The sequence below is a fragment of the Paraburkholderia eburnea genome (assembly GCF_002917095.1).
Lineage (GTDB): Bacteria > Pseudomonadota > Gammaproteobacteria > Burkholderiales > Burkholderiaceae > Paraburkholderia > Paraburkholderia eburnea.
Genome location: NZ_PQGA01000010.1, coordinates 162,538 through 187,465, shown reverse-complemented (window position 1 = coordinate 187,465; position 24,928 = coordinate 162,538). Strand labels below are relative to the sequence as shown.

The following is a 24,928-nucleotide window of genomic DNA, read 5'->3' as shown; positions in this document are numbered from 1 at the left end:
AGCCATGCATAGCGCGCAGACATTCGAGGGCTTCGCATCATGAGCATGGGTCACGACGAATTCATGTCGCAGGAGGAGGTCGATGCCCTTCTCAAGGGCGTCACCGGCGAAGTCGATACGGAATCGAGCCAGGCTGAAAAGCAGGGCGTGCGGCCGTACAACATCGCGACCCAGGAACGCATCGTGCGCGGCCGGATGCCCGGTCTCGAAATCATCAACGAGCGTTTCGCGCGTCTGATGCGCGTGGGCATCTTCAACTTCATGCGCCGTACCGCCGAAATTTCGGTCGGGCCGGTGCGCGTGCAGAAGTACAGCGAGTTCACGCGCAACCTGCCGATTCCGACCAACCTGAACCTCGTGCACGTCAAGCCGCTGCGCGGCACGTCGCTGTTCGTGTTCGATCCGAATCTGGTGTTCTTCGTGGTGGACAACCTGTTCGGCGGCGACGGGCGTTTCCATACGCGTGTCGAAGGGCGCGACTTCACGCAGACCGAGCAGCGCATCATCAGCAAGCTGCTCAATCTGGTGTTCGAGCATTACACGAACGCGTGGAAGAGCGTGCGCCCGCTGAACTTCGAATATGTGCGCTCGGAAATGCACACGCAGTTCGCGAACGTGGCGACGCCCAACGAAATCGTGATCGTCACGCAGTTTTCGATCGAGTTCGGCCCGACCGGCGGCACGCTGCACATCTGCATGCCGTATTCGATGATCGAGCCGATCCGCGACGTGCTGGCTTCGCCCCTGCAGGGCGAAGTGCTCGACGTGGACCGCCGCTGGGTGCGCGTGCTCTCGCAGCAGGTGCAGGCCGCCGAGGTGGAACTCACCGCCGATCTGGCGCAGGTGCCCATCACCTTCGAGCAGATCCTGAACATGAAGAAGGGCGATGTGCTGCCGATGAACGTGCCCGAGCACATCGTCGCCAGGGTGGACGGCGTGCCGGTGATGGAATGCGGCTACGGAATTTTCAATGGTCAATACGCGTTGCGGGTCCAGAAGATGATCAGCGCAGCCGACACGATGAAGGAAGGTGGATATGAGTGACATCAACGGCACGAGCGCCGACGAACCGGTGCTCGATCCCGACGGCCCGGAGGCCGCGGCCCAGGCAAGCGCAGCAAATACCACGAGTGCAACGAGCACGGAAGACGAAATGGCGATGGACGATTGGGCCGCCGCACTGGCCGAGCAGAACAGCAACGACGCACCCGCAGCCGCGCCTGCGGCCGTGTTCCAGCCGCTTTCGAAGGTTGACCAGAACTCGACGCGCAACGACATCGACATGATTCTGGACATTCCCGTCCAGATGACCGTCGAACTCGGCCGCACCAAGATCGCCATCCGCAACCTGCTGCAACTGGCGCAGGGTTCGGTGGTGGAACTGGACGGCCTCGCGGGCGAGCCGATGGACGTGCTCGTGAACGGCTGCCTGATCGCCCAGGGCGAAGTGGTGGTCGTGAACGACAAGTTCGGTATCCGCCTGACGGACATCATCACGCCCTCCGAACGGATCCGGAAGCTGAACCGATGACATCCCGGGCCGTGCGCGCTTCGTTCGCTTTCGCGGTGCTCGCCGCGGTGCTCGCACTCGCAAGCGTCGCGGCTCGCGCCGCCGATCTGCAGGCGGTGAACCAGGCGGCGCGCTCGGCTTCGGGCGCTTCGGCGGTGATCACGGGCAGCGCGGTGCCGTCGCTCGGCTTTGGCGCGGTGCTGCAAACCGTGTTCGGCCTCGTGCTGGTGATCGCGGTGGTGTTCGGCTGCGGCTGGCTGGCGCGGCGTCTCGGGCTGCAGCACGGCCCGAAGAACGCCCTCGTCAAGACGGTGGGCGGCGCATCGCTGGGCGGCAAGGAACGCGTGGCCGTGGTCGAGATCGGCGATACCTGGCTCGTGCTGGGCGCGGCGCCCGGCAGCGTGCGTCTGCTGCACACAATGCCCGCGGGCGAATTGCCGAACCCGGCACAGGCTGCGGCAAAGGCGGCGTCCACCGGCGATCCGGCCCTTCAGGGCAGCTTCGGACAGCGCTTTCGTGACGCGCTAAAACACGAAGCGGGCAAACGTTTCAGGCGTCACGACGGCGGAGCGCAGTAAATGCAAGGCAGTTCCCTTTCCGACGCGGTGGCGGCGATGGCTACACCGATGGTTACACCCCCACCCGCCCGCGCGCACTCTTCTTCGATCGTGACGTCACCTTCCGGCCATAACGGCTTCTTTTCCCGCTTCAAGGCGCGCCTTGCCCATGCGGCTTTGCCGCTTGCGCTGCTGTTCGCGCTGGCCGCCGTCGCGCTGATGCTGCCGCATCTCGCGCACGCCCAGAGCGTGCAGCCGCAGGGCCTGCCCGCCTTCAACACGAGCCCCGGCCCCGGCGGCGGTACGACCTATTCGCTGAGCGTGCAGACGATGCTGCTGCTCACGATGCTGTCGTTCCTGCCCGCGATGGTGCTGATGATGACGAGCTTCACGCGCATCATCATCGTGATGTCGCTGCTGCGCCAGGCGCTCGGCACGACGACGACGCCGCCCAACCAGGTGATCGTCGGCCTCGCGCTGTTTCTGACGCTGTTCATCATGTCGCCGGTGCTCGACAAGGCCTATAACGACGGCTACAAGCCGTTCGCGGCCGGCACCCTGCCGATGGACGAAGCCGTCGCGCGCGGCGTCGCGCCCTTCAAGACCTTCATGCTGCGCCAGACCCGCGAGTCCGATCTCGCGCTGTTCGCGCGCATCTCGCACGCACCGCCCATGCAGGGCCCCGAAGACGTGCCGCTCACGCTGCTGGTGCCCTCGTTCGTGACGAGCGAGCTGAAGACGGGCTTCCAGATCGGCTTCACGATCTTCATCCCGTTTCTCATCATCGACATGGTGGTGGCGAGCGTGCTGATGTCGATGGGTATGATGATGGTGTCGCCCGCGACAATCTCGCTGCCGTTCAAGCTGATGCTGTTCGTGCTGGTGGACGGCTGGCAATTGCTTATCGGCTCGCTTGCGCAGAGCTTCAGCTAGGGACAGACGCGATGACGCCCGAAATGGTCATGACCCTCTCGCACGAAGCGATGTACGTGGCGCTGCTGCTGGCCGCGCCGCTTCTGCTCGTGTCGCTGGTCGTCGGTCTGGTGGTGAGCCTCTTCCAGGCCGCCACCCAGATCAACGAAAGCACGCTTTCGTTCATTCCCAAGCTGGTCGCGATTGCGCTCACGCTCGTGATCGCCGGACCGTGGATGCTCACCACCATGCTCGATTACATGCATCGCATGTTCACGAGCATCCCCGCCCTCGCGGCCTGATTGTGCTGCTCGCTGTCTAAAGCGGGCGCGCCGCCCTTTTCACCTCGCGATGTTCACCGTCACCTACGCGCAGCTCAATCTCTGGCTCACCGCGTTCCTGTGGCCGTTCACGCGCATCCTCGCGCTGATCGCGACCGCGCCCGTGGTCGGCAACCGCTCGATCGCCACGCGCGTGAAGATTGGCCTTGCGGCGTTCATCACGCTGATCGTGGCGCCGACGCTTGGGGCCATGCCGCAGGTCACTGTGTTCTCGGCCGAGGGCGTGTGGATACTCGTGAACCAGTTTCTGATCGGCGTGGCGCTCGGCTTCACGATGCAGCTGGTGTTCGCCGTGGTGACGGCGGCCGCCGACCTGATGGGCGCCGGCATGGGCCTGAGCTTCGCGTCGTTCTTCGATCCGCAGGCCAACACGACCACGCCCGCGCTGTCGTCGTGGTTCAACATGATGGCGATGCTGGCCTTTCTCGCCTTCGACGGGCATCTGCAGATGATCGCCGCCATCGTCGAGACCTTCACGAGCGTGCCGGTGTCGGCCAACGTGCTCGGCGCGAATGGCTACCGCCTGCTGGTGGGCTGGGGCGCGACGGTGTTCAATTCCGGGCTGCTGCTGGCGCTGCCCGTGGTGGTGGCGCTGCTCATCACCAATATCTCGCTGGGTATTCTCAACCGCGCGGCGCCGCAGATCGGCGTGTTCCAGATCGGCTTCGCGGTCACGATGCTCGTGGGCCTGCTGCTGATCCAGTTGATGATGCCCAGTCTGATTCCCTATTTCGCCAGGCTGTTCGATAGCGGTATCGAGCAGATGGGCCGCGTTGCGGCGGCGCTCAAGCCGCCGGGGTGAGGGTGAGGACAGGCCTCACTCCTGATCGACCTCCGGCCAGAGGCGCGGAAACAGGAATCGCAGGCTTTTCAGCGGCAAGGCAAACGACAATTCGCCGCGATGGGAAGGCGAAGTCAGCAGACCATAGTCGATCAACGAGCGCGTGATTCTGCGCGCCATGACATCCGTGACGCCGAGCATCTGCGAGAACTCCGCGCGAGACACGCTGCGTCGAAGCATCACAAACTCCATGGCAAGCGCCGAAGCCTCGGGTTTGACCAGCGACTTTTCCGAGCCGATCTGCCAGGGACTGGATTCCAGATACGCCAGCAGATCGCGCAGGCGGTCAGTGATGCCGTCGAATCCCGTCATATGGACCATAAAGTCGACCTGGTCCGTGCATGAGTCGAGAAAAAACTGCGCGAACCGCACCAGCCCCTCCTGACTCAGATTGCCGCGCCCGTCCAGGTCGTTGCGGCGCGTCTGGTCGGCATCGCTCAACCGCAGATAGTAGTCCTCGTGCGCACGCGCGAGGCCCCGCAGCGGTGACCACAAGCCTTGCGTGAGACCTGCGGCACTCAATGCCAGATGCGAGTGAAGGCGGGCCACCCGTCCGTTGCCATCGACAAAGGGGTGAATCCAGGTCAGACGGTGATGCGAGCAGGCAATGCCGATGAGTTGATACTCCCTCGCCCGAATACGGGCATAGCGGGTCGCCCATGCACCAAGCAACGGCTCAATCACTTCAGGCTCCGGCGCGAGATGACGCCCGACGGTAACGTCCACCCGGCGAATCTCGCCAGGGACAAGCGGATCGCCGTTATCGGTGAATCGCTCCTCGCCGGCCAGCCCGGAAAAAAACCGCTCATGCAATGCCGGAATACGTGCAGGCTCGAATAGCGCCGACACCGGCAGTCCACTCCATTCCCGCTCGAATGCGGTTTCGGTCTCGATATGTGCGATGGCGAGGCGCTGCTTCTTGCGCTCGGCAGCATCGGCGGAATAGTCGCGCTTGAGCGCGGACTCGATTCTGGCCGGCGTCGTGTGTTGCCCTTCGATCTTGTTCGTGTAGTACGAATTCATCGCACGCAGCTGTGGCACCAGCGCTGCCGCAAGCGGCGTCTGGCGCACGGTGATCAGCTTCTGCGACGAATCGGCAAGCCCGGCCGCGCGCTCGACGAGTGGATCCAGCACGCGATCTTCGGGGAACAATGGCTCGAAGGTGGCAACGGAAGTCATTTGTCCGAGAGGGTTACGAGTAGAGTTTCAAGTAGGGTTCAGAGGGCGAAAATTAATCACCTATATCGTTGAATATTATTAGTTTTTCACATTCTACATCGAAATCTATGTAGAGTTCCCTGTAGGGTTTGAAGTAGGGTTCCAGGCAATCAGCCCCAAAAACACAAACGGCGGCAGGCCCCAAGGCCTGCCGCCGTTTTTTCCAACGCCAACCCGCTACCTCAGGCCATCAAGGATTGATGTACTGGAACAGCGAAAGCTGCTGCGTGGCCGCGAAGCTCTTCTGCGACGCCGACAGCGCGTTCGAGATCTGCTCGTACTGCGTAATCGCCGCCACCGTGTCCGTGCTCACCAGATCGTCGAGATTCGACGTGATCTGCAGCGAGTTCGTCGACGTGACGGTCTGCAGCGCCTTCACTTCCTGCTCGCGACCGCCCACCGAAGCCTGCAGCGTAATCACGTTCGAGGTCGAATTGCCGATCTGCGTGAGGCCCGCCTGCAGCGAGTTTTGCAGCGTCGCCGTCGCGGTCGGGTTGCCCGTCGCGGAGGTTTGCAGCGCGGCGATCACGCTATCGATACTCGAAAACACGCTGCTGTTCTGCGGCGCCGTCGCCGGCGTCACCGAAAAATTGTCGCCCGCCACCGGCGTGCCCGAGATCGTCACGTTCATGCCCGTACCGAGATCGATCGTCGAGCCGTCCGTGTACGGTTGGTCCTGCGCCAGCACCGTGGCGGGTTGGGTCGTGTTGTCGGTCACCGTGTAGGTGAGCGCGCCGCTCGTGCCGCCGAAGACGATCGACATGTTGTGCCCATTGGTCGCCTGAGTCGGGTCCGTCACCGTGACGCCGCTGATCGTGCCCGTGCCCTGGTTGCCCAGACTGCCGGACGCCACCGCCGAGGTGCCCACCGACGACACGCTCTGGAACACCGCCGCACCCGTGTCGCTGATGGCGATCGAGCGCGAGCCCGCCACCTGCACCGTGCGCTGGCCCAGGTCGCCGTTGTACGTCACGCCGCCGCCGGACTGGTTGGTGAACACCGCCGACGTGCTCTGGAAGCCCGAGAACAGGTAGTTGCCCGCGCCATCCGTGGTATTGGCGAGCGTGAGCAACTGGCTGCGTTCGCCTTGCAACTGCTTGGCCAGCGCCTGGCGGTCGGAGTCGTTGAGCGAGCCGTTGATGGCCGACTGGATCTGCTGGCTCATCGCCTGCAGCGTGGTCGTCACGCTGGAGAGCGTCGAGTCTTCCAGTTGCAGCGACGAAAGCGCGGTGTTCTGGTTGCTCGCGTACTGCGTGAGACTGGCGCTCGTGGCCGAAAGCTGCACGGCCTGCGCCGCGCCGAGCGGGTTGTCCGCCGGATTCGAGATGGCGATGCCCGTCGAGATCTGTTGCTGCACAGCCAGAAGCTGGGACTGCTGGTTTTCCATCGTCGAAAGGCTCGACGAGTAAATCTGGGAAGTCGCGATACGCATGGTTGGTCAGCGCCTCACTGGAAAATGCCGATCAAGGTCTGGAACAGCGACGCCGCCGTCTGGATCACCTTGCTGTTGGCCTGATAAAGCTGCTGGTACTGCAGCAGGTTTGCCGCTTCTTCGTCGAGGTTCACGCCCTGCACCGACTGCTGCTGCGAGGTCAGCTGCGTGACGAGCGAGGTCTGCGAAGTGCTCGACGCCTGCAACTGGCTCGCCGTATTGCCGATCGCGTTCACGTAGTTCGAGTACGCGTTGGTGAGCGTCTGCGAGTCCGTAAACGAGGTGCCCGAAGTCAGGTTCGCGAGCGCCAGCGCGTTGCGGCCGTCCTGCGTGCCGCTCGTGTTCTTGCCGATGGTGAAGGTGTCGCCCGTCGAGGGCGTGCCCGTCATCGTGAAGCTCACGTTGTTGGTGTCGCCGGTCGTGCTCGACGTGATCGTGAAGGTCGCGCCCGTGCTCGGGTCGTAGTCCACCGGCGTGTCGCCGGCCGCGTCGATCGTGTAGCTCTGCGGCGAACTGGAGCCCGGCACCGTCACCGATACGGTCGAATTCGGCGGGAAGCCGGAAAGCGTGCCGCCCGTGCCGGAAGTGGCCGCCGTGTAGGTCAGCGTCGTGGGCGTCGAGGACACCGTGTAGCCCGCGCTCACCGTGCCTTGCGTGACGCTCGCCGTGCCGGCGTTGGCGGTCGCGGCCGACACCAGCACCGGCGCGGATGCCGCAATCGCCGAAGGATCGCTCGTGGCCACCGCGAAGCTGTCGAGCGCGCCCGCGGTCGGCTGGATCGCGTACGAGTCGCCGTCGTTCATCGTGCCCGACGAGGTGATCGAGAGGCCGGCCGCCGCGAACGGACTGGTTGCGCTCGGCTGCGTGTTCGTCGTGCCGACCACGGTATTGGTGGTCGAATCGGTCAGCGTCCAGGTGCCGCCCGAGGCGCTCGAATACGAGAGCGTGTAGTTGTCGGTCGGCGGGCTGACGGCGTTGGTGAGCGTCGCGGCAACCGTCGCGGTGCCCGTATTGTTGCGATTGCCCGTGACGACCGGCGCGCCCACCGTGAAGAGGTTGCTGCCCGCCGAGCCGCTCAGCGTGAGGCCCAGCGAGTTCTGCGAGTTCACCTGCGCGGCGAAGCTGGTGGCGATCGCGCCAAGCTGCGATTCGGCCGGGTCGAGCGTGTTCTGCACGAACGACACGAGGCCGCCCACCGTGCCGCCCGTGAGCGCGGCGCTGGAGAGCGACTGCGCCGCGGTGGTCGAGCCGGGCAGGCCCTGCCACGCCACGGTCAGCTCCGACGGGTTGCTGCTCGACGCCTGGGTCGTGAGGTTGTAGTTCTGGCCGCTCACCACCAGCGGCTGGCCGTTGCCGAGGAACACGCTATAGCCGCTACTGTTCTGCACGACCTGCACGCCCACCAGTTGCGACAGGTTCGAGACAGCCTGGTCGCGCTGGTCGAGCAGCTGGTTCGGCTGCTGTCCCCCCGCGCTCGCGGTGGCGATCTGCGTGTTGAGCTGCGCGATCTGCTGCGAGTAGGTGTTGATCTGCGAGACGGCGTTGGTGAGCTGCGTGTTCACGCTCTGGCGCAGCGAGTCGTATTGCGCGCCGGCCGAGTTGATCTGGTCGGCGAGCGTCTGCGCATCGGACAGCGCGGTCTGGCGCACCGAGCTGCTGTCCGGCGAATTCGACACGTCCTGCAGGCCCGAGAAAAACGACGTGATCGACGACGCGATGCCCGACGTCGGGCTGCCGACGAGATTCGAGAGCTGGGTCGCCAGCGTGTACGACGCGGTAAGCGAGCCGTTGGTCGACTGCGCGTTGTTGAGCGCGGTCGTGATGTACTGGCTATAGGCGCGCTGCACGGTCGCCGTGTTGACGCCGCCGCCGATATAACCCGAGCTGGTCGCCTGGCCGTTCGCCTCGCTGTACACCGCGCTTTCCACGTTGTAGCCCGCGGTCGACGAATTGCTGATGTTCTCGCCGGCTGTGGCGATGCCGATCTGGGCCGCCTGCAACCCGGAGAGACCGATCGAGAAAATGTTGGACATGCATGATCCTCGTGGACGGCCTGCCCGACGTCTCGGTCGGAGGGGCCGCGTGGGTGAACTTATGTGATAACGGCAGCGCAGCGCCGAAATTAAGCTGCGGTAAGGGAGAATTTCGCGGGGGAAACGTTTGGCGCGAGGGGCGTGTTGCATCCCGCCGTGCGCGCATGGGCGGCGCATCGGAAATGCGTGCGGCACACGCGAACGGCGCGCCGCGAAGTCTGCGGGCGTGGAGCGCCCCGAGCGTTGCCGCAGGCGCGGCAGCAGCCACGATGGCCGCCGCCGCAGCGATGCCGCCGCGGCGAGTGTTTAAGCGCGCTGGAACGCGCGCCGCTTCATTTCGAGCTGCGTGATATAGCGTTGCAGGCTGTTTTCCGCCGCGCCCGGCAGCGTATCGAAACGCAGGCCGAGGTGATAGCGGCGATCGCCGTTGGGCAGGTCGATGAAGCGCAGCACCATGAGCGCGAGATCGACGCGCAAGGTGCCGTGACCGCCCAGATCCAGCTCCACGTCCACGAGCTTCAGGCCCATGTCGAGCGCTGCCGCGCGTTCGTCCGTGGTGCGCAGGCCCAGACCGCCCAACGAGATGTCGTGCACCTCGAACTGGAAGCGCTGGCCGTCCATCGGCAGCGCGCCGCGCACGATGCACGGCTCCATCACCGGCGTATCGACGCGGAAATATTCGCGGCGCTGCACGTAGTAGAGCACTTCGGGGAACGTGGCCTCGAAGGCGGGACGCCCTTCGTACACCGTTTCGCGCGGCGTGCCGGTGGTGAATTCCACGCGCACGCCGTCCGGCGAGGCATGGAACTGGCACGTCTGCTGCGCAAGCACCTCGCGGTTCTGCTCGGACACGCCGCCCCAGTCGAACGTGAACGTGCGCTCGCGCGTATTGACGTCGAGGATGCGCGTGACCAGTTGGCCTGCGCGGTATTGCAAGGTCAGGAAGTCGCCGCGATTGGCGAGATTGCGCAACTGCACCCCGACTTCGAGCGGGTTGCGACGGCCATAGTCGGGGCTTTCGCCATCGACTTCTTCCTGTTGATTCGACTGAGCGGTATTCATCGGCTTGCCGGAATTTCGTGGACATGCCGGCGCGCCACGAAAGGTCTCGTCGCGCGCCGTCCGGGCGGTCTTCGCCGCCCCTGATTCTTTTGGATCTCGCCTGCATTAGCGGCAGGACGACGCGGAAATTTAGGGGCTCCGCGGAAAAATTCTGCGATCCGCGAATCGGTCCGGCAGGCGCCGGACGTCTTTCCTTCGCGATCGCGCCGCGATCGCTCGCCAAATCGGACATAACGTCGCCAAGGCAACGTTTGCTGCCACGGAACAGGGCACGCGACATATTATGCGCGGTGCATCAGGAAATGATCGGCGGATCAGGCCATGCGCTGCATGATCGACATGAGCTTTTTCGCGTAGTGCGGGTCGGTCGCGTAACCGGCGCGCTGCATGCCCTGCGCGAAGCTCTCGGCGCTGCGCGAGCCGTTGATGACCGAGGCGTAGCGCGGATTGCTCTTGAGCACGTTGGCGTAGTCGCTCATCGCGTCTTCGTACGAGTCGTAGGCGCGGAACTTCTCCACCACGCGATGCGGCGTGCCATCCACGTACTCGGTGGTCATGGTCGAGACGGTCTTGCCGGTCCAGTCCTTGCCCGCCTTGATGCCGAATACGTTGTGGCTGGTCGAGCCGTCCGCCTTCATGATCTCGCGCTTGCCCCAGCCCGATTCGAGCGCGGCCTGGCCGACGATGAAGCGCGCCGGAATGCCGGTGGACGCGCTGGCCTGCTGCGCGGCGTTGGCGAGCTTGTTGACGAAGGCGTCGACCTTGTCGTCGCCGCTGCTGCGCACGGCCGGCGTGAGCGCGCTGTTGGCGTCCCAGCCCGCGCCCTTGCCGAGCGCGCCGTTCGCCGAGGCGTTGCCGTAGGCGCGGCCAAGCGCGCTGAGCATCGCCATGTTGCCTTCGTTGCCGCTGCCGGCCGAACCCGACAGGCCCTGCATCGCGCCGGCGATGCCGCCCGCGCCGCCTGCACCACCGGCGCCGCTGGAATCGCCGCCCATGCTGCGCATGAGCTGTTTGATCATGGCATTGGCCACGCCGATGCCCTTGTTCGACATCTGCTGCGCGAGCTGCTGATCCATCATCGACTGGAACTGCGCGCCGTCGTTGGAGTCGAGCGGGCCGTCCGAGGGCGTCGCATCGCGCATACTCTTGAGCATCATCTGCGTGAACACGGCGTCGAACTGCTTGGCGGCCGCCTTGACGCCCTGCTGCGGCGAAGCGTTGGCCGCCGCGCGCATCGCGTCGAAGCCCTGCACGTCCAGCGCGAAGCGGTTCGTGAGGTCGAGATTGCCGTTGCCGATATTCGAGTTATCCATTTTTCACGTCCTTAGATAATTTCGAGGTCGGCACGCAAAGCGCCCGCCGCCTTCATCGCCTGCAGGATCGACATCAGATCCGCCGGTGTCGCGCCGAGCGCGTTGAGCGCCTTCACGACTTCCGCGAGATTGGCGCCCGCCGTCACGAGCTTGAGCGCGCCGTTGTCCTGCTTGAGCTGGATCTGCGACTGGCGTGCCGCGACCGTTTGCCCGTTGGAGAACGCGCCCGGCTGGCTTACCGCCGTCTGCGTGTTCACGACCACCGAAAGATTGCCGTGCGCCACCGCGCACGATTCCAGCGTAACCATCTGGTTCATGACGATCGAGCCGGTGCGCGCGTTGAGGATCACCTTTGCCGCCGGCTGCGCCGGGCGCACGTCGAGATTCTGGATCTGCGCGATGAAGCCCACCTGCGAGGCCGGATCGCCGGGACCGCGCACCTGGATCGTGCGGCCGTCGACCGCCGCCGCCGTGCCCGCGCCGAACTCATTGTTGACCGCCGCCACGATGCGCTGCGTCGTGTCGTAATCCATGTCGTTGACTTCCATCTGCAGCAGGCCGCCGGGCTGCGAAACCGGCGAAGGCACCGCGCGCTCGACCGTCGCGCCCGACGAGATGCGGCCCGCCGCGAGCTGGTTCACCTGCACCCTGCTGCCGTTGGCCGACGCGCCCGCGCCGCCCACCGCCACGTTGCCCTGGGCCAGCGCGTAGACCTGGCCGTCCGCGCCCTTGAGCGGCGTGAGCAGCAGCGTGCCGCCGCGAATGCTCTTGGCGTTCGCCAGCGACGACACCGTCACGTCGATCTGCTCGCCCGGACGCGCGAACGGCGGCAGCGTCGCCGTCACGATCACGGCCGCGACGTTCTTCAGCTGCATGTTGTTGAGCGTCTGCGAGGAACCCGTCGAGCTCGACGTGTTGTTGATCGAGATGCCGAGGTTCGCGAGCATGTTCGCGAGCGTCTGCGTCGTGAACGGCGCCTGGGTCGTCTGGTCGCCCGTGCCGTCCAGACCCACCACGAGGCCATAGCCGATCAGCGGGTTGTCGCGCACGCCCGCGAAGGTGACGAGGTCTTTCACGCGCTCGGCGCGCGCGGGCGTCGCGTAAGTCAGCAGCGCCGAACACGCGACCACGAAGCCCGCCACCACGCCGAAGGCGGCCAGCAGGTCTTTCGCGCGCGAGCGGCGCGTGCGCTGGAAACGGATCTTTACCATGGTGCGACATTCAGGAAAAAGCGTTGCAGCCAGCCCATGGTCTCGGCTTCGTCGATTACGCCTTTCGCGGAGTATTCGATCTTCGCGTCGGCAACGTCGGTCGAGAGCACGGAGTTGTCTCCGGCAACAGTGTTCGGATTCACGACGCCGGAAAAGCGCACGTACTCATTGCCCTGGTTGATGAGCATCTGCTTTTCGCCCGACACCACCAGGTTGCCGTTGGGCAGCACGTTCGTGACCGTCACGGTGATGACGCCCGTGAAGGTGTTCGACGCGTTCGCGCCGCCCGTCGCGTCGAACTGGTTCGCGCCCTGGGAATTCAGGTTCGCGCGGTTGAAGACGCCCGGCAGGAAGTTCGCGGTGCCCGAAAAGCTCGTGGTGCTGCCGCGCTTGGTGTTCGCGCCCGAGGACTTGGTCGCGTTGATGTTTTCCGAGATGACGATGGTGAGGATGTCGCCGGTATTGCGCGGGCGCTGGTCCTCGAAGAGCGGCCGCCCCACGTAGCCGGGGTTGTAGATCGAACCCGGCGAGCTGTTGACGGGCGGCGGCGGCGGCACGGCCGTCATCGGCTGCTGCACGATCGGCTGCCGGTTCGGCACATAGGCGCAGCCCGCCAGCGCGGCGAGCGCGAGCGACACCGTCGCCATCGCGGCGCGCGGCATCGTCCGGCGCACTGGCTGCTGCCGCGAGCGAGAGTTGAATTGAACGGACTGGCCCATGTTCCTCACCACTTCTATTGCGTGCTGCTATTACTGTTGCTTCAGGTTCCCGGCGGCGCCGGAAGTGTCTCCGCGACTTGAACTTAGACCCGGACTTAGACCTGCATCTGGCTCAAGGTCTGGAGCATCTGGTCGGACGTCGTCAGCGCCTTGCTGTTGATTTCGTAAGCGCGCTGCGTCTCGATCATGTTCACGAGTTCCTGCACCACGTTCACGTTCGACGACTCGACATAGCCCTGGTTGAGCGTGCCCGAGCCGTTCAGCCCCGGCGTCGTCACCGTGGGCGCACCCGACGAAGCCGTCTCCGACACCAGGTTCTCGCCGTTGCTCTGCAGGCCGGCCGGGTTGATGAACATGGCGACCTGCAGCGAGCCGATCGTCGTGTTGCCGGTGGAGCCCGGCGTCGTCACCGTCACCACGCCGTCGCTGCCGATGGTCAGCGAGGTGGCGTTGGCAGGCACCGTGATGGCGGGCATCACCGGATAGCCGCTCGACGTCACGAGCTGGCCCTGCGAGTTGGTCTGGAACGAGCCGTCGCGCGTGTACTGCGTCGTGCCGTCGGGCATCTGCACCTGGAAGAAGCCCGCGCCGTTGATCGCCACGTCCTTCGAGTTGCCGGTCTGCTGCAGGTTGCCCTGCGTGTAGAGGCGCTCGGTCGCGACCTGCTGCACGCCGGTGCCGACCTGGCTGCCGGAGGCCATCTCGGTGGTCTGCGTGGAGTTCGCGCCCGGCTGACGCAGCGTCTGGTACATGAGGTCCTCGAACACGGCGCGCGAACCCTTGAAGCCGTTGGTGCTCACGTTCGCGAGGTTGTTCGAGATCACGTCCATCTGCGCCTGCTGGGCGTTCATGCCGGTGGCGGCGATGTAGAGCGATCGGTTCACGGTGTCTTTCTCCCGGCGCGTAGTCCGCAAATCGTGTCTGCGAGACCGGCGGCCTTAAAAATGCTTAGCTGAAGTTGAGCAGCTGGTTGGCGCTCTGTTCGTTCTGGTCGGCGGTCTGCAGCAGCTTGGTCTGCATCTGGAACTGGCGCGCGTTGGTGATCATCGAGACCATCGCGGCGACCGGGTTCACGTTGCTGCCTTCGAGCGATTCCGTGGCGATCTGGACCGTCTGGTCCGCGTCGGCCGGATTGCCGTCGGCGGTGCGGAACAGTCCGTCGTCGCCGCGCTGCAGCGACCCGGCGGGCGGATTCACGAACTTGATCTGGTCGATCATGGCGATGGCGCTGGCAGGGCTGCCCGGCGCAATCGCCGAAACCGTGCCGTCCGAGCCGATCGTCACCGCCGAACCCGGCGGCACGGCGATCGGGCCGCCGCCGCCGATCACCTGCTGGTTGCTGGCCGTCACGAGCTGGCCGTTTTCGTCCACGTGCAGGTTGCCCGCGCGTGTGTACGCCTCGTTGCCGTCGGCGGTCTGCACGGCCATGAAGCCGTTGCCCTGGATCGCGATGTCGAGCGGGTTGCCGGTCTTCGAGATCGCACCGGGCGTCATGTCGGAGCCTGGCGTCGCCGAGAGCACGAAGGTGCGCGTGGTCGAGTCGTTGACGGTCGAGCCGTCGCCGAACGACATCGGCACGGAGCGGAAATTCGCCAGTTGCGCGCGAAAACCCGTGGTCGAGACGTTGGCCAGGTTGTTCGCGACGACGGCCTGCTGCTCGAGCGCCTGGCTCGTGCCCGTCATCGCGGTATAGATCAGTCGGTCCATGATGTGCCCGGTGCGTTAGTCAACAACTGTGCTTACATCTGCAGCAGCGTCTGGTCGACGGTCTGCTGCGTCTTGATGGTCTGCGCGTTGGCCTGATAGTTGCGCTGCGCCGTGATCAGATCGACGAGCTGGTTGGTCAGGTCGACGTTCGACGATTCCACCGCGCCGCCCGTGAGCGTGCCGTGGTTCGTGCTGCCCGGCGTGGAGACCTGCGCCACGCCCGAAGCCGCCGTTTCCTGGAACTGGTTGCCGCCCAGGTTCTGCAGGCCGTTCGGGTTGTTGAAGTTGGCGAGCACGACCTGGCCGAGCGTCTTGGTCTGGCCGTTCGAGTAGTTGCCCGTGATGGTGCCGTCCGAGCCGACCGTGAAGTTCGACAGCGTGCCGCTGGCGTAGCCGTCCTGCGCGAGGTTGTTCACGCCCGACGTGCCGCCGTACTGCGTCGTGCCGGTGAGGTTCAGCGTGATCGTCTGCGCCGCGGCGCCGTCGGTCGGCGTGATGTCCAGCGAGAACTGGCCGTTGGTCTGCGGCGTGCCGGCATTGGCCCCGGTCGCGGGCGTCACCGAGGTCAGGGCGCCCGACGAATTGAAGGTCATCGTGCCCATGTCGGTCATCGCGCCGCCCGCGACGCCGGCATAGACTTCCGCCGAACCCGTGGCGTTCTGCACGAAGTACATGTTGACCTGCTGCGTGCCGCCGAGCGAGTCGTAAGCCGTGATCGACGTCGAGTAGTTGTACGAGTTCGAATCGGTCGGATCGAAGGTCGTCGAGGTCGGAGCCGTGGCCTGCGCGTTCAGGTTCACCTGCGCCGTGATGTTCGAGGTCGCGACCGGTGCGATATTGGTCGTCGGCACCTGCAGCGGCACGGTTTGCGCCGAGTTCACGACGCCGCTCGTACCCGCCGCGTAGCCCATCAGGTCGTTGCCCGCGGCGTCGGTGATGAAACCGTTCTTGTCGAGCTGGAACACGCCGTTACGCGAATACGTCAGCGTGCCGTTGTTCGACATCTGGAAAAAGCCGCTGCCGTTGATGGCGACGTCGAGCGCCTGGCCGGTCGTGGTGATCGTACCTTGCGAAAAGTTCTGCTGCACTTCCGAGAGCGACGTGCCCAGACCGATCTGCGTGTTGACCGAGGTCGCCACGGTGTTCGCATAGATGTCGGCGAACTGCGCCGAGCTTTGCTTGAAGCCGACCGTGTTCGCGTTGGCGATGTTGTTGCCAATCACGTCGAGGTCGTTCGACGAAGCGGCCAGGCCGCTCAATCCTTGCTGGTAGCCCATGAGTGTTTACTCCGCGCTGTCGTTTATCGGGTTCAGAGAATACCGGCCACGCTCGAAAGCGGGACCGTGTTGCCGTTGGCGAGCGAAAGGCCCGCCGTGCCGTCGGATTGCTGGATCACGGCGTCGACCTTGCTCGCGACCAGCGCCGTCGCGGAGGTGGCCTGACCGTTGACCGTCGCGCTCGCGCTGATCGTGTAATTGCCGTCGGGAACCGTCGCGCCCGTCGAATCGGTGCCGTTCCAGGTGACGGGCACGGTGCCTGCCGACTGCGCGCCCAGGTCGAGCGTGTTGACGACCTTGCCCGCCGAGTTGGTGATCGTGATCTTGACGTCCGAAGCCGCCGACGCGAGCTGCACGCCGAGTTGCGGCGCCGAGCCGCTCGACACCGCGGCCGTGCTGCCGGCCGCCAGCACCGTCGAGCCGATCAGCAGCGCCGACTGGGCGTTCTGGCCCGCGGAAAGCTGCGTCGAGAGCGACGAGAGCGACGTGTTGAGATTGGCGATGCCCGACACCGTGTTGATCTGGGCGAGCTGCGAGGTCATCTGCGAGCTGTCCATCGGATCGGTCGGATCCTGGTTCTGCAACTGCGCGACGAGCAGTTGCAGGAAGGTCTGTTGCAGATCGCTGCCGCTCGTGCCGCTGGTCGCAGTCGACGAGGCCGACGACGACGAGCTCGTACCGTTCATGGTGTCGAGCAGGGTCTGCGATACGGTGGCGGAACTGCCGCCGATAGTAGTGCTGGAGGTCAACGCGTTCTCCTCGGATACGCTGGTCTGTTGCTGGGTAGCGTGGGGTGTGGTTCCCGTTCCTGCGCCGGCTTTGGGTGGCTCAGGTGCCGATCGTCAGGGTCTTGAGCATCAAGGTCTTGGCGGTGTTCAGCGTCTCGATGTTGGCCTGATACGAGCGCGACGCCGAAATCATGTTCACCATTTCCTGGACCGGGTCGACGTTCGGCATGCTCACGTAGCCGTCCGCGTTGGCGGCGGGATTGGCCGGGTCGTAGGTCTCTTTCATCGGCGTCGGGTCGTCGATCACGCCCGTCACCTTCACGCCGCCCACCTGCTGGCCGGACGCGCTGCGCGCGCCGCCGAGCGGGTTGACCGCGAACACGACCTGCTTGGCCTTGTAGGGCTGGCCGTCCGGGCCGGTGGTGCTGTCGGCGTTGGCGAGATTGGACGCCGTCACGTTCAGGCGCTGCGACTCCGCCGACATGGCGGAACCGGCAACGCTGAAGATATTCATGAGGGATGGCATGGTTTCGTTGACCTCTGGTCGATGCGTCTTGCGGCTGGCCTATAACGTTTGCTGTGCGATGCGCGCTTGATCGTGGGTCCGATCGTGGGCTCGATCGCGGCTTAGCTCGAACCCGACTGGATCGCCGCGAGCATCGTCTTGATCTGGCTCGACACCACGGTCATGCCCGATTCGAAGTGCAGCGCGTTATCCGCGAACTGCACGCGCTCGGTGTCGAGATCGACCGTGTTGCCGTCGAGGGCGGGCTGCGTCGGGATGCGGTACATCACCGGGCTCGAATACGTGTCCGCCGGGCCGCCGGTCGGGATCAGCTTCGTGTTGCCCGCCAGATGCCCGGCTTCGGTGGCCGCCATCGACATGCCGCTTGTCACGCCCGCCGGCTGCGCCAGCGCGAGCGGCTGGAAGTTGCCGCCGGTGGGCTGCGCGAGGCCACGAGGCGTCGTGGCGCCCGCCTGCTTGAGCGCGCCCGCGAGCGAGGACGAAAAGTCGACGTCGCGCGCCTGGTAACCCGGCGTGTCGGCGTTCGCGATGTTCGAGGACAGCAGCGCCTGGCGCGTCGCGCGCACATCCAGCGCTTCGCGGCCAAAGGCGAATTCGGCGTCGAGTTTGTCCAGCATCGGGCGTTCTCCGTTACACGAAATGAAAGGCTGCGTTGGCGCATTCATCGCGCATCCGTTCCTTGGGTCGAACGCGCAGGCCTTTTCGCATGGAGAGGAATGTTAGGCGCGCGACGCAAGAACCAATCGGACGAATAGCCGGTAACTCGCCCCTCTATTCGACGCCAGGAAGCCGGACGCGCCACCTAGAATGCGAAGCGTGTCAATGCAATCGAGGGAGAACGACCATGCCGCAGACAGCCCACCTCCGCGCGCGCCGCGCGGCAGCGCCCAGGCTCGCGCTCGGCCGTTCGGTCCGGGTTGGGGTCCGCAAGACGGCGTTGCGCGCGGCGCTGGCCGCCCTGGTTGCCGCGACAGGCGCGCTGGGCAGCGGCGTCGCCCGCGCGCAAAGCGATGCAGCGAACCAGCAGATCTATATCGCCGGCCCCGGCGACCGGGCGGGTGAAGACGCGCAGCGCATGAGCGCGATGCTCGCCGATTCCTCGAAGAGCAAGGCCGCCGCCAATGCGAATGCCTACGCGGAAATCGCCAGATCGCTCGCGTACCGCGCGAACGTCCAGGCAGAGCAGCAAGGCCAGGCGCCCGAAGCCCGCAGCGGCACGATCTCGATTCCCGGTCCCGGCGAGCGCGGCACGGCCGCCGCCCGCAGTGCAGCCGCCAACGACACGCCCCAGATCGTCACGATTGCGCCGCCTGGCTCCCCCGCCCCGCCCGTCACGGCGGCTGTGCAGCGCCCCGCGACCGCGCGCGCCGTGCAGCCGATGCGCGTGCCGCCGGCCTCGGCCTATGCGAACGCAAACGCAAACACGAACTCAAGCGCAAACGCAGGCGGCTTCCAGCGCGTGAGCGTGGCCGCCCCGGCGCGCGCGGTAACGCCGGTCGTCGTGCAAAGCGCGGCGGCTTATGGTCAGGCCGCTCAAGCCGCACAAGCCGTCCAGGCAGTGCCGCCGGGCCAGGAAGACGGCGAACGCATCCGCGCCGCCGCCCTCGCCTTCCTGCAGCAACAGTCGGCCGGCCTGCCGGGCAAGGTGGAAGTCAGCGTATCGGCGGTATTCCCGCGCGGCCTGGCGGCCTGCGCCTCGCTCGAACCTTTCATGCCGCCCGGCGCGCGCAGCTTCGGCCACACGATGGTCGGCGTGCGCTGCGTGGGCGCGAAGCCGTGGACGCTCTACGTCCAGGGCCGCGTGGCCGTGCAGATCACCTATTACGTGGCGTCGCGCCAGATCAATCCGGGCGAGGCGCTGTCGGCGGTCGACTACGTGCCGCGCGACGGCGACCTCTCGACGCTCCCGCAGACGGTAATCACCGATCCGAACCAGGCCAACGGCGCCATCGCGCTCATGCGCATCACCTCGGGGTTGCCGCTGCGCTCCGACATGCTGCGCAGCGCGGCGTCCGTGGTGATCGGCCAGACGGTCAAGGTGATCGCGGTCGGCGACAATTTCACGATTTCCTCCGAAGGCAACGTGCTCAACAATGCCGCGCCCGGCCAGCTGGTGCGGGTGCGCACGCCAAACGGACAGATTATTAGCGGCGTGGTGAAAGACGCCGCGACGGTGCAGGTGCAGATTTAGGGACGATTCGGCAGCGCTTTGATGCCCGATGCATCGCGATCGGGCCCGAAAATGCTCAGGATGGCTATGTGCGGCAGGACACGTAACATCGTGTAACGGCGGGTGTTTCGCGCTAAAGTTCGCGCGCCCCCTTGCCGTTATCAAGGCCATACGGATCAGGAAGCCCCATCGTGAAAATCGACACCTCCACCCGCAATGACGCGCTGCCGCTGCAGGATGGCCTCGCGCGCGCGCAGCAAGGCGAAACCGCAAATACCGCGACGGCCGGCGGCACGGCGTCCAGCGCCCCGGCCACGAGCACCGCGAGCACTGGCGGAGACGCCAACGTGAGCCTTTCCAACCTTTCTTCCTCGCTGCGCTCGCTCGCGGCGAGCGGCTCGGCCGACATCGACATGAACCACGTCCAGTCGATCAAGGACGCCATCAAGAACGGCACGCTGCAGATCGACACCGGCAAGATCGCCGATGGCATTCTGGAAACCGCGCGCGGCCTGCTTAAGCCGGCCTCGGGCAGCTAGAGCGCCACGCGGCGGGCCGCCCGCATAACCCGCTTTAACGGTGGTACCCGATGAAAGACGCTCTTCTCGCCACATTGATCGACGAACACGCCGCGGTGGAGGCGTTCGCCTCGCTGCTCGCCTTCGAGGAGAAGGCGCTGACGACGGCGGACGGCATGGATTCGCTGCCGCAGATCGTCGAGCAGAAGACCACGCTCACGCAGCGCATGGCGGGTCTCGAAAAGGTTCGCGACGCGCAGCTCAAGGGCCTGGGCCTGCCGGGCGGGCGCAAGGGCATCGAGATGGCCTGCGACGGCGATGCGCGTCTCACGGGTCAATGGGCGCTGCTCAAGGGTTCGACCGAGCGCGCGCGCCGGCAGAATCTGACCATCGGCATGATGGTTCGCACGCGCATGGAGCACAACCGCCGCGCGCTGGCGATCCTGCGCGGGGAAACGAATAGCGGAACGTCGATGCTGTACGGGCCGGACGGGCGGTTGCCGCAATTCGGGCTGTGAGCCGTGCGTTAATGTGATGGGCGCGGCTGGACAAAGCCGCGTGAGAGATCGAGAAAGCCGAAGCCAGGGTGCTTCGGCTTTTTGCGTTTTTGAGGGGCCGGAATTCGCGTAGCACCTGACCTGCTTGCGCCGGTCTTTGCCGCATCGGCGTATCCCATCGCCTCGCGCCCGCCCATAAAAAAAGCCGAAGCGCTCGCGCGCTCCGGCTTTCCCCTCCCTGCTAGCGCCGGCTTTGCGGCGCCGTAGTTGTTCAGTTCTCCGTACCCGCCCACGCCATTTCGCGCAGACGCGTGCGCAGACGCGCCACCGCCTGGCTGTGCAGCTGGCACACGCGCGATTCGCTGACTTCCATCACCGCGCCGATTTCGCGCAGGTTCATGCCGCGCTCGTAGTAGAGCGACATGAGCAGCTTCTCGCGCTCGGGCAGGCGCTCGATCGCCTCGACCAGCGCGCCGCGCAGGCTGTCGTCCAGCAGCGCCGAGAGCGGGTCCGAGTGATCGACGCAGTAGCGGTCGAGGAACGGCTCGTCGTCGGCGGAACGATCGAAGTCTTCGTAGTAGATCAGCTGGCTGCCATGCAGGTCCTGCAGCATCGACTGGTACTCGTCGAGCGGCATTTGCAGGTGGTCGGCGATTTCGGTTTCGCTCGCCGAGCGGCCCAGACGCTGTTCGACCTTGTGCACCGCGCTCTCCACCTCGCGCGAGGTGCGGCGCAGGCTGCGCGGTAGCCAGTCGTTGCTGCGCAGCTCGTCGAGCATCGCGCCGCGAATGCGCTGGCTCGCGTAGGTTTCGAACTGCGCGCCCTGGTCTTCCTTGTAGCGGTTGGCGGCATCCATCAGACCGATCATGCCGGCCTGGATCAAGTCATCCAGATCCACGCTCGCGGGCATCTTCGCCACGAGTTGCAGACCCAGGCGCCGCACGAGCGGCGCGTATTTCGCAAGGACAGCGGCCTGCGAAATCTTTCCTTGAGCGTTATACATCGTGCTCTCCTCTCGACCGCAGACCGGGCTGTCAGGCCCGCTGCGGTCCCATGCAAATTAATCGCTTGTTTCCCTTGCTGCGGCTCTCGAAACCCCACGTCAAGCGTGCTGGGGCGTCGGGCGCGGCACGGGCGGGTCCGCCCGCCATCCTGCATGGGCCGACGCAGGCGCGGATGGAACGCCAGTGACGGTCGAAACAAATGATTCCGCCGAACCGGCGTGCGTGGACTGTGCGCTCGCAAACGCCGATACCGCGGCGGCCGCCACGCCCACGGGCGCGGTTTCGACCGCCGACGCCTTGCAGCTATCGGCAGCAACGGCTTCGGCAAAACTCGTCGAGCGCTCCGCGCCCGTCGAACGGGCCGACAGCGCGGGGCGCATCGGCCAGTGCGGCAGTTCGGCGGCCACGTGGCGGAAGTCGCGCGCGGCGGCCGTCGACGGGAACGCATCGACGATGCAGCGCGACAGTTGCACCGCGCGCGGCATGTGCGGATCGGCGGCCACGCAGCCCGCGTTTTCGAGCGACACCGCGAGGTAGCGGCTCGCCACGCCGGCGAGGTTCTCGAATGCGGCCTGCGCCTCGGGACCCTGCTCGATGTGATTCGCCAGCACGCGGAACTGGCCGATCGCATGTGCGAAGTGCAGCCGTTTCATGCAGGCGTAGGCATCGGTGATCGCCTGCGCGGAAACCCGCATCACGATCAGCAGGTCATGCGCGTGCATCGCGAGCGACGACAGCGCGCCTTCGGCGTCGAGCTGCGCGTCGATCAGCACGAAATCGGCGGGACCGGTCAGCACCTGGTTCAACTGCGCGCTGGTGTACTGCGCGCGGTGCTCGCGCGAGGCGGCCAGCACGCCGAAGCCGAGCGCATGACGCCCTACCGCCTCGTCGAGCGCCATCTCGCCGCGCATCACCGCCGCGAAGTTGCCCGCGCCGCGCACGCCGCCGAGCAAGCCGCTCACCGAGCGCGGGCCGAGGCATTCGTCGATGACGAGTACGTCCTTGCCCTGGGCGGTCAGCGCGGCGGCGAGGTTGATCACGGTGGTCGTGCGTCCGGGGGCGCCGGGGCCGCCCGTCACCGCGATCACCCGCGAACCTTCGCGTGCCAGCAAACGCCGCAGGCCTTCTGCCTGATCGATCACGAACTTATCCAAACCGGACCTCGGGAGCTTGCGAATTCGAGCGGTTCGACAGCGCGGACAGCAGCGCGGGAATGTCGTCCTCGTGCGGCACGAACGGCGAGCGGTCGCGCGGCACGCAGAAGGCGCTGCGAATCAGGAAGCGGCGCGTGGCCACGTACAGGTTCTCGGGCACCTTCTGGCCGGTCGAGACGTAGTGCACCGGCAGCTTGTAGCGCAGGACCGTGTCGAGCGTGCTGCCCAGATTCGTCGCCTCGTCGAGCTTGGTCAGAATGCAGCCGGTCAGCGGCGATTCATCCGGGCCGCTCTGGTAGGCCTGCACGACTTCGTTGAGCGTGTCGCCGTGGTTGGTCGCCGAGAGCAGCAAGAGGCGCTGCACCGGGCGGCCCGTGCCGCACAGCATGGCGATCTGGTCGGCCACGGCGCGGTCGCGCTGGCTCATGCCGATCGTGTCGATCAGTACGATGTGCTTGTTCTTGAGTTCGGTGAGCGCGAGCTGCAAGTCCGCGCCGTCGCGCACCGCATGCACCGACACGCCGAGGATCTTGCCGAAGATGCGCAGTTGCTCGTGGCCGCCGATACGGTAGCTGTCGGTCGTGAGCAGCGCGACCTTGCTGGCGCCGAAACGCATCACGCAGCGCGCGGCGAGCTTCGCCGTGGTCGTGGTCTTGCCCACGCCCGTCGGGCCCATCAGCGCGAACACGCCGCCGCGCTCCATGAGCGCTTCTTCGTCTTCGAGCACCGGCAGATTCGATTCGAGCACCGACTGGAGCCACTCCATGCCGGCTTCCTCGGTTTCCACGTCGGGCAGACGCTCGATCATCATCTTGACGAGCTGCGCCGAGAAACCGGCCGCAAAAAGCTGCTTGGTGAGCGCGCCCTGCACCGGATTGCGGCGCTGACGCTCGCCCCACAGGAGACCGGCGAACTGCTCTTCCATCATGCCGCGCATGGAAGCCAGCTCGTTCATCACGGTCTCGTTGACGACCTGCTCGATGCGCGTGCGGATCGCCTCGCTCACCGTTTGCGCGGTGTTCGACGCACCCGCCGTGGCCGCATTGGCTTCGGCGCCCGGGGCCGGGCCGGCGGCGTCGGCGCTCTGGCCGATGCTGCGCGCGGCGCGGCGGGCGGCGGCGTGGGCCGCTTCGAGCGCCCATTGCGGCTGGCTCGCTTCGACATCGGCGGAATGCATCGGGTCGGCGGTCATGCCGAGGCCCTTGGCCATCGCGGCGGACGGCGACATGCCGGGCGCCCTGGCGCTGTCCTGTTGACCCTGCTGGCTGGCGATGCGGCGTGCGTGATCGATCAGCCAGGGATTCGTTTCGGCCATCGTGCGCGGCGCGCTCGCGGCTTCGCCGAACGGCCTGGCGACGGCCTGCTCCAGCAATGCGGCGGCTTCGCGCGCGGCGGCTTGATTCGAGGTGGCACGGTTCGCGGCGCTTGCGCCATTCATGCCGTTCGACGGGAACGTGCTGAAGGGCTGCGCGGCCATCGGCTGGGCCGTCGGCGGCATCGTCGGTTGCTGCGCGCCCTGCGGGCCGAGCGCGGCTTCCAGCGCGCTGGCCGCGGCTTTCGTCGGCTTCGGCGGGATCGTTTGCGCGAGCGAAACGGAGATGTCATCGGCGTCGGCGTGATCGGCATCGTCGTCATGCTGGCCGTCGGCGCCCGTGGCGCCCGGCTCCGCGCCCACTTCCGGGCTCGCGCCAAACACCGACGAGAACACGTCGGGCATACCGCCGCTCGCATAGGGGTTGCCGAAGCTCGCGGCGGCGGCACTGGCGACGGGCGCCGGGGCGTTCGCCGACGTGCCGGCGCCGGGCAGGGCCGCCGCGACCGCACGCTGTATGCGCGACGCGAGGGATTGGGGCTGCGGCGACTGCGGCTGGGCGGCACCGAGGCGCGCTGCATCGGCCGGGGCGATTGCCGCGAGGTCGCTGTCCGCGAGCGCGACGATCTCGACGCTACCGTCATCGAGCGTGCGGTTCGACAGGACGACGGCGTCCGCACCCAGCGCTTCGCGCACGAGGCGCAGAGCGTCGCGGCTATTGCCACCGATGAATTTGCGAATGTTCAAGCTATGCCCCTGATGAGGTAAGCGGCCCGCGCCGCCTGTCGTATGCCGATGAATTGCGTCTGGATCACTGCGGGAACACGCAGCGCGCGAACCCTTTTCCGATGTTGGAATTATTTCGAAGGTGAGCAGGTCACGATCG

At 66.0% G+C, this 24,928-nt stretch carries 24 protein-coding genes and 1 pseudogene; 9 read left to right on the top strand and 16 right to left on the bottom strand.

All coding sequences use genetic code 11. The annotated features are described in order from the left end of the window. Window positions 1-45 precede the first annotated feature (45 nt). From fliM to fliR, 6 genes are read left to right on the top strand one after another with little or no spacing between them, the layout of a single operon-like run. On the top strand, window positions 46-1,044 hold the full coding sequence (gene fliM / locus B0G62_RS19115; protein WP_103705783.1) for a flagellar motor switch protein FliM: 999 nt from the start codon (window positions 46-48) through the stop codon (window positions 1,042-1,044). Beyond that, entirely contained in the window at window positions 1,037-1,531 is a 495-nt protein-coding gene (gene fliN / locus B0G62_RS19110) for a flagellar motor switch protein FliN (protein ID WP_103705782.1), read from the top strand. The genes fliM and fliN overlap by 8 nt, the downstream gene beginning before the upstream one ends. Further along, the gene (gene fliO / locus B0G62_RS19105) at window positions 1,528-2,088 is read left to right on the top strand and encodes a flagellar biosynthetic protein FliO (protein ID WP_103705781.1); all 561 of its coding nucleotides are present in this window, start codon (window positions 1,528-1,530) and stop codon (window positions 2,086-2,088) included. Before fliN ends, fliO begins: the two co-directional genes overlap by 4 nt. Then, window positions 2,089-3,000, top strand: a complete 912-nt coding sequence (gene fliP / locus B0G62_RS19100; RefSeq protein ID WP_279629760.1) for a flagellar type III secretion system pore protein FliP — start codon at window positions 2,089-2,091, stop codon at window positions 2,998-3,000. 11 nt (window positions 3,001-3,011) lie between these two features. Next, window positions 3,012-3,281 (top strand): flagellar biosynthesis protein FliQ, encoded by a 270-nt coding sequence (gene fliQ / locus B0G62_RS19095; RefSeq protein ID WP_103705779.1) that lies wholly within the window; start codon window positions 3,012-3,014, stop codon window positions 3,279-3,281. A gap of 49 nt (window positions 3,282-3,330) precedes the next feature. Further along, window positions 3,331-4,122 carry a flagellar biosynthetic protein FliR gene (fliR, locus tag B0G62_RS19090; RefSeq protein ID WP_103705778.1) on the top strand — a complete coding sequence of 264 codons (792 nt, stop codon included), beginning with the start codon at window positions 3,331-3,333 and terminating at the stop codon, window positions 4,120-4,122. 15 nt (window positions 4,123-4,137) lie between these two features. Here fliR and B0G62_RS19085 read toward each other — a convergent pair whose 3' ends face one another. The 13 genes from B0G62_RS19085 to B0G62_RS19025 all read right to left on the bottom strand — a co-directional run bounded on the left by B0G62_RS19085 (window position 4,138) and on the right by B0G62_RS19025 (window position 18,004). Then, a complete protein-coding gene (locus B0G62_RS19085; protein ID WP_103705777.1) occupies window positions 4,138-5,340 on the bottom strand; it encodes a Fic family protein in 1,203 nt (400 codons plus the stop codon). Between the two features lie 229 nt (window positions 5,341-5,569). Beyond that, entirely contained in the window at window positions 5,570-6,811 is a 1,242-nt protein-coding gene (flgL, locus tag B0G62_RS19080; RefSeq protein WP_103705776.1) for a flagellar hook-associated protein FlgL, read from the bottom strand. 14 nt (window positions 6,812-6,825) lie between these two features. Then, the gene (flgK, locus tag B0G62_RS19075; RefSeq protein WP_103705775.1) at window positions 6,826-8,844 is read right to left on the bottom strand and encodes a flagellar hook-associated protein FlgK; all 2,019 of its coding nucleotides are present in this window, start codon (window positions 8,842-8,844) and stop codon (window positions 6,826-6,828) included. Window positions 8,845-9,150: 306 nt separating this feature from the next. Continuing rightward, a complete protein-coding gene (locus B0G62_RS19070) occupies window positions 9,151-9,906 on the bottom strand; it encodes a flagellar brake protein (RefSeq protein WP_103705774.1) in 756 nt (251 codons plus the stop codon). Window positions 9,907-10,220: 314 nt separating this feature from the next. Further along, window positions 10,221-11,219, bottom strand: a complete 999-nt coding sequence (gene flgJ, locus B0G62_RS19065) for a flagellar assembly peptidoglycan hydrolase FlgJ (RefSeq protein ID WP_103705773.1) — start codon at window positions 11,217-11,219, stop codon at window positions 10,221-10,223. 11 nt (window positions 11,220-11,230) lie between these two features. Beyond that, window positions 11,231-12,430 (bottom strand): flagellar basal body P-ring protein FlgI, encoded by a 1,200-nt coding sequence (locus B0G62_RS19060; protein ID WP_103705772.1) that lies wholly within the window; start codon window positions 12,428-12,430, stop codon window positions 11,231-11,233. Next, window positions 12,424-13,092 (bottom strand): flagellar basal body L-ring protein FlgH, encoded by a 669-nt coding sequence (locus B0G62_RS19055; protein ID WP_103705771.1) that lies wholly within the window; start codon window positions 13,090-13,092, stop codon window positions 12,424-12,426. Before B0G62_RS19055 ends, B0G62_RS19060 begins: the two co-directional genes overlap by 7 nt. Window positions 13,093-13,244: 152 nt before the next feature. After that, a complete protein-coding gene (gene flgG, locus B0G62_RS19050; protein ID WP_103705770.1) occupies window positions 13,245-14,033 on the bottom strand; it encodes a flagellar basal-body rod protein FlgG in 789 nt (262 codons plus the stop codon). A gap of 64 nt (window positions 14,034-14,097) precedes the next feature. Further along, window positions 14,098-14,856, bottom strand: coding sequence for a flagellar basal-body rod protein FlgF (flgF, locus tag B0G62_RS19045; RefSeq protein ID WP_103705769.1), 759 nt, complete (start codon window positions 14,854-14,856; stop codon window positions 14,098-14,100). Window positions 14,857-14,888: 32 nt separating this feature from the next. Next, complete coding sequence (gene flgE / locus B0G62_RS19040; protein ID WP_103705768.1) at window positions 14,889-16,133, bottom strand: flagellar hook protein FlgE; 1,245 nt, start codon at window positions 16,131-16,133, stop codon at window positions 14,889-14,891. A gap of 32 nt (window positions 16,134-16,165) precedes the next feature. After that, complete coding sequence (locus B0G62_RS19035; protein ID WP_103705767.1) at window positions 16,166-16,882, bottom strand: flagellar hook assembly protein FlgD; 717 nt, start codon at window positions 16,880-16,882, stop codon at window positions 16,166-16,168. A 79-nt stretch (window positions 16,883-16,961) separates the two neighbouring features. Further along, window positions 16,962-17,387 (bottom strand): flagellar basal body rod protein FlgC, encoded by a 426-nt coding sequence (flgC, locus tag B0G62_RS19030; protein WP_103705766.1) that lies wholly within the window; start codon window positions 17,385-17,387, stop codon window positions 16,962-16,964. Between the two features lie 101 nt (window positions 17,388-17,488). After that, window positions 17,489-18,004, bottom strand: a complete 516-nt coding sequence (locus tag B0G62_RS19025; RefSeq protein WP_103705819.1) for a flagellar basal body protein — start codon at window positions 18,002-18,004, stop codon at window positions 17,489-17,491. 227 nt (window positions 18,005-18,231) lie between these two features. On the opposite strand from B0G62_RS19025, the gene flgA reads away from it, so the two are divergent. From flgA to B0G62_RS19010, 3 genes are all read left to right on the top strand, one after another. Then, the gene (gene flgA / locus B0G62_RS19020; RefSeq protein ID WP_103705765.1) at window positions 18,232-19,578 is read left to right on the top strand and encodes a flagellar basal body P-ring formation chaperone FlgA; all 1,347 of its coding nucleotides are present in this window, start codon (window positions 18,232-18,234) and stop codon (window positions 19,576-19,578) included. Between the two features lie 170 nt (window positions 19,579-19,748). After that, complete coding sequence (gene flgM / locus B0G62_RS19015) at window positions 19,749-20,096, top strand: flagellar biosynthesis anti-sigma factor FlgM (protein WP_167401307.1); 348 nt, start codon at window positions 19,749-19,751, stop codon at window positions 20,094-20,096. A 50-nt stretch (window positions 20,097-20,146) separates the two neighbouring features. Further along, window positions 20,147-20,593 carry a flagella synthesis protein FlgN gene (locus B0G62_RS19010; RefSeq protein WP_103705764.1) on the top strand — a complete coding sequence of 149 codons (447 nt, stop codon included), beginning with the start codon at window positions 20,147-20,149 and terminating at the stop codon, window positions 20,591-20,593. 250 nt (window positions 20,594-20,843) lie between these two features. On the opposite strand, the gene B0G62_RS19005 is transcribed toward B0G62_RS19010, so the two are convergent. From B0G62_RS19005 to flhF, 3 genes and pseudogenes are all read right to left on the bottom strand, one after another. Next, window positions 20,844-21,575, bottom strand: coding sequence for an RNA polymerase sigma factor FliA (locus tag B0G62_RS19005; RefSeq protein ID WP_103705763.1), 732 nt, complete (start codon window positions 21,573-21,575; stop codon window positions 20,844-20,846). 372 nt (window positions 21,576-21,947) lie between these two features. Then, window positions 21,948-22,730: pseudogene (locus B0G62_RS19000) on the bottom strand (MinD/ParA family ATP-binding protein); the annotation flags it as partial. Further along, window positions 22,723-24,789, bottom strand: a complete 2,067-nt coding sequence (gene flhF / locus B0G62_RS18995) for a flagellar biosynthesis GTPase FlhF (RefSeq protein ID WP_103705762.1) — start codon at window positions 24,787-24,789, stop codon at window positions 22,723-22,725. The pseudogene B0G62_RS19000 and the gene flhF, both read right to left, overlap by 8 nt. Between the last annotated feature and the right edge of the window lie 139 nt (window positions 24,790-24,928).